The organism is Leisingera sp. ABM4_101 (assembly GCF_056158725.1).
Window position 1 is genome coordinate 56,062 of the sequence record NZ_JBSWTV010000004.1, and the last position, 14,446, is coordinate 70,507.

The window sequence follows — 14,446 nt, forward strand, 5'->3', positions numbered from 1 at the left end:
GGAAACGGGTTACTGAACGTCCGACCCGTAAATATAAGCCGGTTGCCGCCAAAGGCGACTTCCGCTGCCCCGGCCCATCCGCTGCCCGCCCGCTGCCAGCCTGCTGCCCGGGCCGGCTCCCGCCAGGATTGCATTTTTCAACCCCGTCCCAGCCGGGGTCCGGCCCGGCTGCGGCCGTGGCCCCGGCGGCGCCCGGCGCCGGGGCCCGCCGGGGCGGATCCGGCGGATCCGGGCCGTGCCCGGCCGCAGGCGGCGCTGGCCCGGGCGGGCCGGATTTTGTCCCCATTTGGGGGCATACCGGCCTGCCGCCCCCGCGGTTTAATGATCTGGCGGCCTGTGCTGCCGCGGCGGGCCGTTCTGCGGGCCCGGAACTGTGCAGCCTGCGGCCCGGGCACCCCCGGGCGGAGGCCGGGCAGACTGCAGGAAGCTGCCGGGCCGTCAGCGCCGCCGCGTGTGTTTGCGGGGGCTTCGGCTGCGGGGGAGCGCGTGCGTTTGGTAATTGGTTTCAGTTTGTTAGTGAGGGGGCATCGTGTTCATTGATGAAAGCGGCCTGGCATCCGGACGTGATCTGCAGCGGGGCGCAAAGGCGCGCTCTGCGGAGCAGGTCCGGGCCAGTATCCTGCCGGTCCGGGAGCGGCCGGGAATCAGCCCTGCGGGACTTGCAGCTGTGAGGGACAGTGCTGCACGGCAGCGGCGGGCCGGACGGCGGGTGCTGTCCGGCTTCCGGCCCCGGTCGGAAGCGTTTCACCGGGTCTATAACACGGTTCTGGCGGGAGGGCTGTTTGTCCTGGCGCTGCCGGTGACGGGGCTGATTGCGCTGCTGGTGCTGCTGACCCAGGGGCGTCCGGTGTTCTACCGGGGCGTGCGTGTCGGCCAGCATGGCCGGGTGTTCGGCATCCTGAAATTCCGCACCCTGGACACCGCGGCAGCCGCCAAGCTGACCCGGGACCGGGTGCTGCCCAACGGCTCCGGCCTGGAGACGCCGCTGGGCGGCTTCCTGCGCGAGACCCGGCTGGATGAGCTGCCGCAGCTTCTGAATGTGATCGCCGGCGACATGAACATCTGCGGCCCGCGCCCGGTGCGGCCGGAGATCGCCGAGATGCAGCGCGCCGGGATCCGCAATTACGACGCCCGCTTTGCGGTCAAGCCGGGGCTGCTGGGCCCGGCCCAGGCGCTGATGGGCCATGGCACCCCCAAGGCGGTCAGGGCGCGGCTGAATGCGGCCCTGTGCCGGGCGCCGGTGAGCTACCGGCGCGAGCTGGAGATGATGATCATGGTGCCGGCCTGCATGTTCGCGCGCAGCTGCGCGCTGCTGCTGGCCCGGCTGGCGGCGGCGGCGGGCCTGTCCCGGGATCCGCAGGCCGCAGGCAATCTGGCGGCCAAGGCCGGGGTCGGCGTCCAGTACCGCTGCGCGGCGGGGCGGCGGCATCAGGTGCTGCGGATCGACGACTCCCATCTGGTGCTGGCGGGCGCCTGCGCCGCCGGGCCGGGGGCGGTGATCATCACCCTGCCCAGCGGGCTCAAGCGGCGGGCCAGGGTCACGGCGGCGTCGCGGACCCCGCTGGCGGCGGGGCAGCTGGCGCTGCGCTACAGCCCGGCCAGCGATTACGCCCACCACATTCTGGAGCGCTACCTCTACCAGCGCGTGGTGGTGCCGCATCATTCGCATTTCGTTCCCGGCCGCGCCTTCCGTGCATTGCGGCGCAAAATCGGCTATATTGCAGGCCTGCCGGGCAGTCCGACCTCATCAGAGCACCGCGCCAGGAGATGATCTTTCCGCTGGAAGGCATCCCCGGTTTCAAGCGCTGCAGGAGAAGATAGACCATGGAGCCCATTACCTTTGGCATTACCGATCTGAGCGGCAACGCCTCCTTCAATCCGACCGCCATCGACTTCAGCAAGACCGGCAACCCGGTGCTGTTCGTGGCGCAGCAGGACGGCACCGTCTACCGCTATGAGATCGAGCGGCAGCTGGACGGCCCGGATCCGGATACCACCGATGAATTCGTGGTGACCGGCACGGTGCAGATCGACACGGTGCCCGATGAGGTGCAGAACTTCGACGACGACGGCAGCCTGAATGCCAACCTCAAGCGCCAGGTCACCGGCATGGCGGTGACCGAGGATGCGGCCGGCAATGACGTGCTGTACATTTCCTCCTCCGACTGGCGGATTGCCGTGGGCGAGGACAGCGGGCTGGACACCAACTCCGGCCAGATCCACCGGATCACCCTGGACCCGGTAACCGGCGCGGTGCTGTCCAATGTGGCGGTGCTGCGCGGGCTGCCGCGCTCGGAAGAGAACCACGCCAACAACGGCATCGACCTGGCCATCGATCCGGCGACCGGCGATACCATCATGTATGTCGCCGTCGGCGGCATCACCAACAAGGGCGCGCCGGGCAACAATTTTGCCGGCACCACCGATTTTGCCTGGTCGGCGGCGATCATCAAGATCAACCTCACCGAGCTGGAATCCTATGACATCCGCACCGATGCCAACGGCAACCAGTTCATTCTCGACCTGCCGACGCTGGACGATCCGACGCGGAGCAATATCGACCTCACCACCCTGGGCATCCAGGACCTGGCGCTGGATCCGAACTTCACCCTGGATGACAACGGCAATATTGGCGGCGTGCTGCAGCCCGACTGGGCCGGCGGCAACAACGGGCTCAACCAGGCCAAGATCACCGATTACGTGCTGGCCAGCGAGGGCGGCCAGCTCAAGCTGGTGAGCAACCCGGTGGACCTGTTCGCGCCCGGCTACCGCAACCCCTATGACGTGATCGCGCTCAACTCCGGCGAGGTCTTCACCTGGGACAACGGCCCGAACGGCGGCTGGGGCGGCCAGCCGCTGTCTTATTCCGACGGCAATATCGTCAATGACTGGACCTCGGAGTTTGCCACCAACGAGTTCAACGAAAGCGGCAGCAGCGGCTTTGGCGACCAGCTGCATTACCTGGGCAATGTGACCGATCCCTATGGCACCTATGGCGGCCATGCCAGCCCGCTGCGCGCCGCCCAGGAGGCGCTGGCCGCGGCCTTCAACACCGATGGCACCTACAAGGGCGCCACCTCTGCCGACCCGATCATTGCCGACGGGGTGCAGATCTTTGACAATGAGGCGGATGCGCAGAATTACCTGTCCAAACTGCTGATCATCTATGAGCAGAACGGCTCCGGCACCTGGACGGATGTGACCGCCTCCACCGGCCTGCCGCCGGATCTGTTCGACGTGCTGTCGGGCTATGACTGGAGCCACCCGGGCAGTTCGATCGACAACCCGCTGGATTTCTTCGACGGCACCAGCATCATGGACGGCACGCCCTATTCGCCGGAATCCGAGCTGCTGGACGAGGATGAGGACGGCTCGCTGGTGGTGACGCCGGAATCGACCAACGGGCTGACCGAATTCACCGCCACCTATTTCGGCGGCCAGCTGCAGGGCGCCATCGTGGCGGCCAGCTTTGACGAGACGCTGTATTTCGCCATGCCTGCCGATACCGATGGCGACGGGCGCACCGACAGCGCCACTATCGTGCACAGCCAGTCGCTGGCCGGCGCCAACCCGCTGGCGCTGACGGCGCTGCCCGACCACGGGCTGTCGCCGGCGCTGATCGACAATACCGGCGATGGCATCGACGATTTCTCAGGCGTGATCGCAGTGGCCACTTATGGCGCTGACGTGATCACCTTCCTGGTGCCGGGCGGCACCCCGATCGATCCCGGCGACGACATGGATCTGGACGGGCTCAACGACATCGTCGATACCCATGTGGGCGACCCGCTGGACGGGCTGGGCGTCAATATCACCCAGGGCAACTCGGAGCGCTGGGGGTTTGAGCTGAACAACCCGTCCTCCACCCCGGCGGGCGCAGTGCCGCCGGGCAACAGCATTGCCGGCGGCATCGGTATCAACGCGGCCTTCCGCGACGGCGTGCTGCCGGCCACAGATAATGGCGGCGACGAGACCCAGGGCCTGTTCAATGGCGGCGTGTTCAACCTGGGCGGCGCCTCCAGCTTTGTCAGCCTGGATGTGGCCCATGACGGCAGCGCGGTGGGCGCCTCCAACAGCCAGCAGGATGTGCTGGGCATCGGTTTCGGCGCGTCAGATGCCACCCATCTGACGATCAGCACCGAAATGGTGAATATCTTCACCTATTCGCTGAACACCGATCCGCCGGCCAAGGTCTGGAACGGCGGCGAGAAGGTCGGCCTGGTGGTCGGCCCCGGCGATCAGTCCAATTATGCCGAGGCCACGATTGCCGCGGTCGACGTGGGCGGCACCGTGCAATACGGCGTCCAGCTGCTGGTGGAAACCGGTGACAGCCCGCAGTCGGTCTTTGTGGAAATCCCGGGCATCAATGCGCCCATTATCGCGGGCCTGGGCGATCCGAACTTCCAGGTCGCCATCGACCTGAACCTCACTCCGGGGATCGAGACCGCCAGTGCGCGGGCGCGCTATGTGGATGACGGGGTCTATACCGATTGGGTGTCCACCGCCGGGCTGGTGCTGCCGCCGGATGTGGTGGCCGCGGTCAAGGGCCAGTATGACAACCTGGGCACCACCACCGGCGCCTTTGTGGGGATGCTGGCCTCGGCGCCCGACGGCGACGATTCCTTTGCCGCCTCCTGGGACTGGATCGATGTTGCCAATACCAGCCCGGTGATCGGCGCTGCACGTGTCGGCGTCAATGAAACCTCCAACAATATCAACAAGTCGACCTTTGCCGCGGATTCCTTTGAGATCACCAATACCGGCAGCAAGATCATCACCCAGGTCGAGTTCGACGTGACAAACGGCATCATTCCCGATGCGGTGTTCGACCCCTTCGGCGAGGCCGGCGACACCATCTTCAAGGGGCTGACCATCGATTCCGCTGGATCGACCGGGGTCGACACCACCCCGGATGCCTCCAATTACGTGGGCGCGGGCGGCGCGGCCGGCTATGAGGGGCTGATCGTCACCTTCGACCAGGCGGTGAACGGCGGCTTCCAGCCGGGCGAGAGCGTCAGCTTCTCGATCGACATGGATCCCAATTCGCTGCTCGGCGCCAAGAAATCGCTGCTCGATGCGGGCTCCTCGCTGGGCTGGGATGCGGGTGGCATCTCCGGGGCGGAGATCATCGCCTCGACGGTCACCGTCACCTATGACGACGGCACCACCAGCACCGGCGATCTGATCAGCGCGGGCAACAATGCCGGGTCCTATACGGTGTCGTCGCAGGCGGCCCCGGGGCTGGAGCCGGTGCTGACCGTCAACGGTGCGGGCGAGGGCGGCACCGGCACCTATGGCGCCGGCGGGCTGGCCGTGGTGCTGAGCGGCCCGGCGGGGTTCACCGCGCGCATCACCCTGGCCAAGGGCTTCATCCAGCCGGTGACCAATGAGTTCCACAACGGCAACAGCGAAGACCAGGCCTATGCGCCGCAGCTGGATGCCCAGCTGGCCGCGCTGGCGGCCTCGGACTTCCCGGCCAACAATATCGTCGAGTTCCAGACCATCGACGTGCTGCTGGACGGCTCGAACCAGGACATCTCGGCGATGTTCGATTTCTCCGGCGTGGCGGATTACGACTTTGCCGGCGAGGATGAGCTGCCGCTGGCCTTTACCGCCGCGATCATCAATCCGGCGGACGGCGATGCGCCGCTGGGCCCGGCGACGCAGCCGGTTTTCCTGACCTTCGACTCCGGCGCCGGCGATACCGCGCCGCCGGTGGTGCAATCCTCCTCGGCGCCGGATATCGGTGCGGGCCAGGCGGGCGCCGCCACGACGGATATCACCGTCACCTATGCGGATAACGCGGCGATCGACATCGCCAGCCTGGATACCGGCGACATCAGCGTCACCGGCCCGGGCGGGGCGCTGACGGTGAGCGGCTTCAGCGTCGATATCGGCACCAACGGCAGCCCGCGGGTGGTGACCTATACGGTGGATGCGCCGGGCGGCAGCTGGGACGCGGCCGACGATGGCAGCTACACGGTGGCGCTGCTGGCCGGCGAGGTCGAGGACACCAGCGGCAATGCCGCGGCGGCTGATCCGGCGATGGACAGCTTTACGGTGGATCTCTCCAGCCCGCCGCCGGATCCGTTCCGGGTCGAGGCCGAGAGCATGACCATTGTCAGCGGCTTTGCCGTCAGGAACAACAGCCAGGCCTCGGCCGGCCAGTACCTGCAGGCCATAGGCAGCGGCGAACAGCGCGCCTCCTATACCTTCATGGCGGCGGCCGGCACCTATGACCTGACCATCGGCCATTTCGACGAAAGCGACGGCCAGTCGCAGATGAGCGTGCTGCTGAACGGCATCGAGATCGACAATTTCATCTGGAACCAGGACGCCGGCAGCCATATCGCCAACCAGACGTCCTTTGCCGAACACACGGTCAGCGGCGTCAGCCTCAGCTCCGGCGATGTGATCGAGCTGTCCGGCTTCAAGGACGGCAAGGAGCCGCTGCGCACCGACTTCATCGACTTTGTCTTTACCGGGGCGGGCGGCGGCGGCGATACCACCGCACCCTTCGTGCAGTCCTCCTCGGCGCCGGACATCGGCCCGGCCGGGGCCGGCACTGCAACAACGGATATCCTGGTCACCTATGCGGACAATGTGGCGGTGGACTTGACCACCATCGACACCGGCGACATCAGCGTCACCGGCCCGGGCGGCGCGCTGACGGTGAGCGGCTTCAGCGTCGACATCGGCAGCAACGGCAGCCCGCGCACGGTGACCTATACGGTGGATGCCCCCGGCGGCAGCTGGGATGCGGCGGATGAGGGCGTCTATACGGTGGCGCTGCTGGCCGGCGAGGTCGAGGACCCCAGCGGCAATTTTGCTGCTGCCGATCCCGCGCTGAACAGCTTTACCGTAGATCTGTCGACGCCGCCGCCAGCCTCGTTCCGCGAGGAGGCGGAAGGCTTTACCATCCTCAGCGGCTTCAACATCAAAAACAACAACCAGGCCTCCGGCAATCAGTACCTGCAGGCGGGCGGCAGCGGCGAGCAGCGCGCCTCCTATACCTTTGCGGCGGCAGCGGGCACCTATGATCTGCAGATCGGCCATTTCGACGAAAGCGACGGTCAGTCGCAGATGAGCGTGCTGCTGAACAGTGTCGAGATCGACACTTTCATCTGGAACCAGGATGCCGGCGATGCGATCGCCAACCAGACCTCCTTTGCGGTGCATGAGATCGCTGATGTGGCGCTCAGCTCCGGCGATGTGATCGAGATTGTGGGCACCAAGAATGGTGGCGAACCGCTGCGGACGGACTACATCGATTTCGTGTTCAATGACGAGCCGATTGCCTGATGCCTGTGTAGCCGGAACGGTTGCAAGGCGCGTCCGGCCGCGGCCCTCAGGAGGAGAGCAGATGCGGGACGCGGCAGAGGCTGAGATTGGGGCGGCTGAGACTGGGGCGGCTGGGACTGGGACGGGGGCGGATGCTGCCGCGCAGTACCGGGCGCTGTTTGTGACGCTGGGCTCTTTTTCACACATCAACACGCAGCTGCTGGCCGCGCTGCAGTCGCAATGCCCGGATGTAGAGTTTGAAACCTTCAGCCTGTCCGGGCAGATGCGCGGGGATTACCCGGCGCTGCTGCGCTGCGGGCTGGGGGCGCTGCGCGAATACGGGCTGCGGGGCATGGGGGCGCGGGCCCGGCTGCGCTACCGGCTGTTCCGCAACCAGGCCTATATCCGCTGGGCGGCGGGGCTGGTGCAGCAGCGGTTCGCAGGCCGCGGCTTTGATTTCACGGTGCAGACCCAGTCGATGTTTTCCGCGGCGCTGCCGGGCTGCCCGAATTTTGTCTATACCGACCACGCCGCCCGCGCCCGGCTGGCGGATGAGGATCAGGACGGCACCGGCCAGCCCTCCGCCGCCTGGCTGGATTGCGAGCGCGCCATCTATGAAGAGGCCGCGCATGTCTTTACCTTCGGGCCGAAGATCCGCGATTTCCTGACCGGCAGCTATGGCATTGCGCCGGGCAAGGTCTCGGCGATCGGGGCCGGCGCCTCGGTGCGGCCCGCCCAGCCGCCGCAGACCGCGCCGGAGCGCTATGGGCGCCGCAATATCCTGTTTGTCGGTGTCGAATGGGACCGCAAGGGCGGGCCCGAGCTGGCAAAGGCATTTGCCCGGCTGCGCCAGCGGCTGCCGGATGCCACGCTGACCATCATCGGCTGCACGCCGGACATTCATCTGGAGGGCTGCCGGGTGCTGGGGCGGCTGCCGCTGGAGGCGCTGGAGGCGCATTTCCATGAGGCGTCCTGTTTCTGCATGCCGTCGCGGGTCGAGCCCTTCGGGGTGGTGTTCCTGGAAGCGATGCAATTCGGGCTGCCGGTGGTCTCCACCACCGCGGGCGATATCGGCGCCATTGTCCGCGACGGCGGGACCGGCCGGCTGGCGGCGCCGCGCGACAGTGCAGGGCTGGAACAGGCGCTTTATGAGGTGCTGGCGGACCCGGGCACCTGCCGCAGCATGGGGCTGGCGGCGCTGGAGCGGGGCCGCCAGTTCACCTGGGAGGCGGTGGCGCGCCGGATTGCCGCCCATGCGCCGGGGGCTGCAAGCCGCCCGGCGGCGCAGGAGCTGGCCTGGTGAGCCTGCGGCTGCTCTACATCATCGACAGCCTGCGGGTGGGCGGCGCGGAGACGCTGCTCTTGGACCTGCTGGATGCGGCGCAGGCGCGCGGCGACCGCGCCCATGTCGCCTATTTCACGCCGGGCCCGCTGGCGCCGGAGGTGGCGCGCCGCGGGGTCGGGGCCACCCGGCTCAGCCGGGCGGGCTTGCGCGATCCGCGGGCGGTGCTGCGGGCGCTGCGGCTGATCCGGGACTGGGACCCGGATATCGTCCACACCCATCTGGTCAAAAGCGACCTGGCCGGGCAGCTGGCGGCCCGCCTGGCGCGCCGCCGCCGCATCATCACCCTGCACAATACCGATCCTTGGCGCCGCAATGCGGTCCTGTCGCGGATCTACCGGCTGATCACCGGCGGCGCCGATGCCTGTATCGCGGTGGCAGAGAATGTCGCCGAACATGCGGCCCGTTGCGGCAGCTATGACGGGGCGCGCATCGAGGTGGTGCGCAATGGCGTCGACCTCGGCCGTTTTGCAGCGGGCGGGGTCCCGGCGATGGATCTGTCCGGCTTCGGGGTGCCAAAGGATGCGGTGGTGATTGCCAAGATCGGCCGCTTCACCGTGCAGAAGGACCACGGCAATTTCCTGCAGGCCGCGGCGCTGCTGGCACAGCGCCAGCCGCGGGCGCATTTCCTGATCACCGGCGATGGCGAGCTGGCAGAACAGATCCGCGATCAGGCGCGCCGCCTGGGGCTGGGCCCGGACCGGCTGAGCTTTACCGGCAATCTGCGCGATATGCCGGCGCTGCTGGCGGCCATTGATATCTTCATGCTGGCCTCGAAATGGGAGGGCCTGCCAATGGTCCTGCTGGAGGCGATGGCGATGGGGCTGCCGGTGGTCTCCACCGCGGTCGGCGGGGTGCCGGGCCTGATCGAGGACGGCCGGAACGGGCTGCTGGCGCCGCCCTCCGATCCGGTGGCGCTGGCGGCGGCGGCAGAGCGGCTGATCCTGGACCCGGCTGCCGGGCGCGCCCTAGGGGCGGCCGGGCTGGAAACGGTGCGGGCGCGGTTTTCCGGCGCCGCCATGCTGAAGCGGATCTGGGCGCTCTATGGGGGACCGGCAGCGGACTTTGCAGGCAACCGGCATAGATTAGATGAAGGTTAGATGAAGGACGGGGCTGACGGAGGCTGGCACATGCGGGCATTGTTTCAGAGGTTTGCGGGCGGGCTGGCCGCCCTGGCGGCGGCGGCAGCGATGGCTTTGACCCTGGCTGCGGGGGCGGCGGCAGCAGAGAATTACATCATCGGCCCGGGCGACAAGCTGAGCATTTCCATCTTTGGCCGTGATGAGTTTTCCAGGATCACCGAAGTGCGCGGCGACGGCAGCATCCGGATCCACCTGCTGGGCCGGATCGAGGCGGCGGGCAAGACCCTGGCGGATGTCGAGGCGCAGATCATGCAGCGCGCGGGCGACCGGTTCGACGGCGCGGTGTCGGTGGTGGCGGGCATTGCCGAATACCGGCCGGTCTTTGTGCTGGGCAATGTCCAGGCCCCGGGCTCTTACCCTTATGCGCCGGGGATGACGGTGATCAAGGCGATTGCCCTGGCTGGCGGCTACGAGCGGGCCAATGCGGAAACCACAGATGAGCGGGTGATCCTGGAGGCGCAGCGGCGCGCGGTCGAGGCGCAGATCCGGCTGCGCTTTGCCGAGGATGAGCAGCGCGCCATTGCCGCGGAACTGAAGCGGATGCAGGCCGCGGATCCAGAGGCCGCAGCGGCTCCGGACGGGGGGGCGGGCGCCAACCCGGACCAGGCAGAGCTTTACCGGATGGGGCGGGTCATTCTAGACGAGGCGATTTCCGGCTTCCGCCGCAAGGAGGCGCTGGCCAAGGCGGAGACCAGCTATTACGCGCAGCGCCGCGAGATCATCGCCCGCCAGCTGCAGACCATCGAACAGCAGCTGGCCGACATCAACGAGCTGGTGGCCCAGGGCCTGTCCCGGCGCGAGCCGCTGATCGACCTGCAGGTCGATGTGGACAATTACCGCTCCGACGAGCTGGAAACCCTGGCCTTTGCCGCCCGGGCCGAGCAGACCGGCGCCAATGCCGCCAGCGAGATCGGCGTTGCGCTGAGCCGCTACCAGCGCGACCTGCTGCGCGACAAGATCGAGGCCGATCAGAAGGTGGCGCTGCTGCGCTCCAATCTCAATACGGCGCTGGAATACCTGCGCTCTGCCGCGCCATCGGTGGCGCTGTCGGTCGGCGAAGAGATGGTGGCGGTGTTCGAGATCTACCGCGGCGGCCCCGGCACCGCGCCGGAGCGGGTGGAGCTGACCAGCCCGCTGCGCCCCGATGATGTTCTGAGCGTTTCCTTTCAGGGCAGCGGCGGCTGATCCGCCCGCAAACAGGCCTTACCAGCCGAAGCTGCGGCCGAGATAGGCCTCCAGCCTGTCATTATAGGGGCGGTAGAAGGCGCGCAGCCGGGCCGCGGTTTCCGGCTTCATCCGGGGATAGCCGCGGCTTTCGGTCCGGGTTTTTTGATAGCTGAATTTATGATCGCGCAGGCCGAGAAAGCCGCTGGCCACCTGCTGCAGCAGCGCCGGGGGATCAGCAAAGTAATCGGCGCTGTCCAGCACCAGCAGCTGTTCTGGCGGAAACACGGCGTGCCAGCGCCGGATCTGTTCCACATAGATGCCGCGCAACAGCCCCAGCGGTGTGTGTTCGGCGGATCCGGCCCGGGACATCAGGCCGCTGAACACCTCCTGGGTGACATCGCGCCCCTCCAGCAGCCGGAAATCCCGTTCCAGCCAGTCCTCAAAGGACATCCCCGTCATGCCGCCGCGGCTGTTGTACTGATGCGCCGAATAGGCGCGCGCGGCGGGATCGCGCAGCAGCATGATGAATTTGCACTGCGGCATGCGGCGGCGGATCAGCTCCGGCAGCTGCGGGAACAGGCAGTAGGAGGGGCTGGCCTCGCCGGTGATGCCGCCCTCCGGCAGCTCCTGCGTGCGCGGGAAATGGGCCCGGTACCAGCTGAGCGGCGGCAGCGGGCTGCGGTCGAAATAATGCACTTCCTTGGTCCAGGCGGCGCCGATCTGCGGATGGGCGGCCAGGTTCTTGTAAAAGGAGGTGGTGCCCGCCTTATGGGCGCCGATGACGATAAAGGCGGGCAGCGGCCGGTCCGGATCGCGCAGGCTGCGCAGCTGCAGCTGCAGGCTGCGGGCCAGGGTATAGGCGGGGCTGCGGCGCAGCCGCCGCCGGGTCTTGTCCATCAGGGTCACCGGGCACCGCCTTTCCGGCCCGGGGCTGGCGGTAATTCAGGCGGGATTGCCGGCGGCCGCTCCGGGATGGCGCCCTGGGCTGGGGCTGGGTCTGGATCCGGGGCCGGTGCCGGGGCGGTGCCGGTGTAGATCCCGATGAGCCGGGCAACCCAGGCCTCAACCCCGTACTGGCCGGCGGCGCGCGCCTGGGCAGCCTGGCCTGCGCGCTGCCGGGCGGCGGGGTCGCGCAGCAGCGCAGCCGCGGCTTCGGCAAGGGCCTGGGGCTGGCCGGGGGGCACCACCGGCAATCCGGTGCCCTCCAGGATCCTGCGGTTGTCGCCTGCGTCAGTCATCACGCAGGGCAGCCCGTTTGCCATCGCCTCCAGCAGCGACACCGGCGCGCCCTCCCAATGGGAGGCGCTGATGAAGACATCAGCGGCCGCCAGCAGGGCGGGAATATCCCGGCGCAGGCCAAGGAACTGCAGGCTGCCGGCGATACCCAGTTCCTGCGCCTGCTGCTGCAGCCGGGCCAGGCGTTGCGGCTCCGGCGCATTGCCGGCAATCAGCAGCAGCGCATCGGGCACCTCCTGCAGCACCCGGGCAAAGGCCGTGAGCATGTCGCCATAGGCCTTCTGGCCGATGATGGCCCCCACCGCCAGGAGCACCGGGCGGTCCTGCACGCCAAGGCCCGCGCGGGCTGCAGCGCGGGTGCCGGGCGGCGCCGTTGCTTCTGGCGCCACTGCATTGGGCACCACCAGGCAGCGGCGCCCGCCGGTATCCGCCAGCGCCGCCTCGGCCACCGCCTGGCCGACGGCAATCCGGGTGGTCCGCGCCATCCGCAGCACCCGCCGGTAGAGAAAGCTGCGGACCCGGCTGACCCGGGCAGTGCTGGCCTTGACGTTATGGATGGTGGCGGCAAAGGGGATCCCCAGCAGCGCCGCCGCCAGCCCGCCCACCACGGTAGAGGTGATCAGATGGGCATGCACATAGGCGATCCGCCGCGCCCTGAGCGCCGCCAGCACCCGCAGGAAGCGGCGCGGATCGACCAGGCTTTTGCCCGGCAGGCAGACCACATCGGCGCCCGAGCGTGCCAGCTCTTCGTGGAAGGGGGTGCCGCCGCGGCTCAGGACGATCACGGTCAGCGCGGTATCCGGACGCTGCTGCACCGCCTGGGCAAAACTCACCACCAGGCGCTCGGCGCCGCCGGTCACCAGCGTGTCGACGATATAGGCGAGCCTGAGCGGCGCGTCCCTGGTTGTTTCCGCCATTGTCTGCTCCCCCGCTGAAATCTGCCCTGCGCTCTGCCCTGCCGTCCGCCGCCTGCCCTAGAGAACCATTCCGCCGCCCGGCGGCTTGCGCCGGAAGCCTGCGTTGCGGCCCTGCGCAGCCTGGGCCTGCCCGGGGGGCTGAGGCCCGGGAACCGGCCGCGCCGGTGCTTCTGCGGCCGGGCTGGCCGGGCCGGCGGCTGCGGGTCCGGGATTGCGCAGCAGCGCGCCAATCCCCGCCACCGACAGCCCTGCCAGCAGCGACACCACCCCCGAGAGCGCCAGCTGCACCTCCAGCGATGCGGAGCTGGGCCGCAGGGGGGAGACCGCGGCCTCGATCACGCGGACATTGCCCTCGGCATCCGAGCCGCTGAGGGCCTCGCTGTCGCGCAGGCGCAGCTTCAGCCCGGCAATCCGTTCCGCCTGCTGCGCCCGCAGCTCATTCAGCGGTCGCAGCGCAGGCATCAGCTTGGACAGATGCTCCATCTTCTTCCGGTTGGTGATCATCGCGCGCTCGATATAGCTGATCCGGGCCAGCTCCTCCTGGATCTCAATATCGGCAGCCAGCAGCCGGTCCTCCATGCCGAGGCGCTTTTCATACAGCGCGCGGCGGGCCTCAAGTGCTGCCAGCGTGGTGCGCGAGTCCCGCAAAAGCCGGGCCAGGTTGGCCTGATCCTCCGAGGTTTTTTCCAGATCGGTTGCGATGAACAGCGGGTCCAGCCCGCCCAGCAGTTCCGAGATCTGCTTGTTGATTTCGCTTTCCTGGCTGGCGGCGGCAGCCAGGCGCACCTGCAGCTGCGCGGTTTCCCGCGCCGCATAGAGCGCGCGGCGGCGCTCCAGGAAAGAGGTTGTCAGCGTGTTGGTCAGCTCGGCGGCGATATCCGGATCCCAGTGCCGGACCGCCACCTTGACCACATAGGAGCCGGTGATCAGCTCCACGGTGGTGGCGGCCTGAAACCACAGCACCGCCTGGCGGGCGGCGTCCTCATCCCCTTCCGGCAGGCCGGGATAGACCCGGCCGATCCCCACCGCCTCCAGGGCGCTGCGGCTCAGCTCCGGATTGTCGAGCAGCAGCATCTCGGCGTTGACCACCCCCTGGAAATCGCCGGGGTTGGGTGCCTTGACGCCGCTGCCTGCGGCATCGGGCACATAGATGTATTCCCGCCCCAGCGCGAACAGGATCAGCGAGCGCGCCTGATAGATCTCCGGCTTCTGCAGCACGTAATACGCGAGCACGGGAAAGACGCATATGACAACGGCAATCGTGACTTTGACAAATTTCCAGGACACGCCCAAAGGATGGTACAATTCCCTGCTCCCAAACGTAAAATTCTCTTACCCCTACCGTCCGCCCGGCCCCGCGG

General features: G+C 68.0%; 8 protein-coding genes. 5 read left to right on the forward strand and 3 right to left on the reverse strand.

All coding sequences use genetic code 11. The features are described 5' to 3' along the window. Positions 1 to 529: 529 nt before the first annotated feature. The 5 genes from ACXAEK_RS22845 (at position 530) to ACXAEK_RS22865 (ending at position 10,950) form a co-directional block, all read left to right on the forward strand. Entirely contained in the window at positions 530 to 1,771 is a 1,242-nt protein-coding gene (locus ACXAEK_RS22845; RefSeq protein WP_475045622.1) for a sugar transferase, read from the forward strand. 53 nt (positions 1,772 to 1,824) lie between these two features. Then, positions 1,825 to 7,302 carry a hypothetical protein gene (locus tag ACXAEK_RS22850; RefSeq protein WP_475045623.1) on the forward strand — a complete coding sequence of 1,826 codons (5,478 nt, stop codon included), beginning with the start codon at positions 1,825 to 1,827 and terminating at the stop codon, positions 7,300 to 7,302. A 61-nt stretch (positions 7,303 to 7,363) separates the two neighbouring features. Beyond that, positions 7,364 to 8,584: a glycosyltransferase family 4 protein gene (locus tag ACXAEK_RS22855; protein ID WP_475045625.1), complete on the forward strand. Its 1,221-nt coding sequence runs from the start codon at positions 7,364 to 7,366 to the stop codon at positions 8,582 to 8,584. Then, the gene (locus tag ACXAEK_RS22860; protein ID WP_475045626.1) at positions 8,581 to 9,723 is read left to right on the forward strand and encodes a glycosyltransferase; all 1,143 of its coding nucleotides are present in this window, start codon (positions 8,581 to 8,583) and stop codon (positions 9,721 to 9,723) included. The genes ACXAEK_RS22855 and ACXAEK_RS22860 overlap by 4 nt, the downstream gene beginning before the upstream one ends. Next, positions 9,724 to 10,950, forward strand: coding sequence for a polysaccharide biosynthesis/export family protein (locus ACXAEK_RS22865; protein ID WP_475045627.1), 1,227 nt, complete (start codon positions 9,724 to 9,726; stop codon positions 10,948 to 10,950). A gap of 18 nt (positions 10,951 to 10,968) precedes the next feature. Here the strand turns inward: ACXAEK_RS22865 and ACXAEK_RS22870 are convergent, their stop codons facing one another. Genes ACXAEK_RS22870 through ACXAEK_RS22880 form a run of 3 tightly spaced genes read right to left on the reverse strand, consistent with a single transcriptional unit; the run spans position 10,969 to position 14,390 of the window. Next, positions 10,969 to 11,829 carry a sulfotransferase domain-containing protein gene (locus tag ACXAEK_RS22870; protein WP_475045629.1) on the reverse strand — a complete coding sequence of 287 codons (861 nt, stop codon included), beginning with the start codon at positions 11,827 to 11,829 and terminating at the stop codon, positions 10,969 to 10,971. Positions 11,830 to 11,834: 5 nt separating this feature from the next. Then, positions 11,835 to 13,085: a glycosyltransferase gene (locus ACXAEK_RS22875; RefSeq protein ID WP_475045630.1), complete on the reverse strand. Its 1,251-nt coding sequence runs from the start codon at positions 13,083 to 13,085 to the stop codon at positions 11,835 to 11,837. A gap of 57 nt (positions 13,086 to 13,142) precedes the next feature. Further along, positions 13,143 to 14,390, reverse strand: coding sequence for a GumC domain-containing protein (locus ACXAEK_RS22880; RefSeq protein ID WP_475045631.1), 1,248 nt, complete (start codon positions 14,388 to 14,390; stop codon positions 13,143 to 13,145). Between the last annotated feature and the right edge of the window lie 56 nt (positions 14,391 to 14,446).

Excerpts from the sequence above, each read along its gene's own strand:
- ACXAEK_RS22850 (WP_475045623.1), top strand. The coding sequence starts at position 1,825 with ATGGAGCCCATTACCTTTGGCATTACCGATCTGAGCGGCAACGCCTCC.
- ACXAEK_RS22855 (WP_475045625.1), top strand. The coding sequence starts at position 7,364 with ATGCGGGACGCGGCAGAGGCTGAGATTGGGGCGGCTGAGACTGGGGCG.
- ACXAEK_RS22865 (WP_475045627.1), top strand. The coding sequence starts at position 9,724 with ATGAAGGACGGGGCTGACGGAGGCTGGCACATGCGGGCATTGTTTCAG.
- ACXAEK_RS22870 (WP_475045629.1), bottom strand. The coding sequence starts at position 11,829 with ATGGACAAGACCCGGCGGCGGCTGCGCCGCAGCCCCGCCTATACCCTG.
- ACXAEK_RS22875 (WP_475045630.1), bottom strand. The coding sequence starts at position 13,085 with ATGGCGGAAACAACCAGGGACGCGCCGCTCAGGCTCGCCTATATCGTC.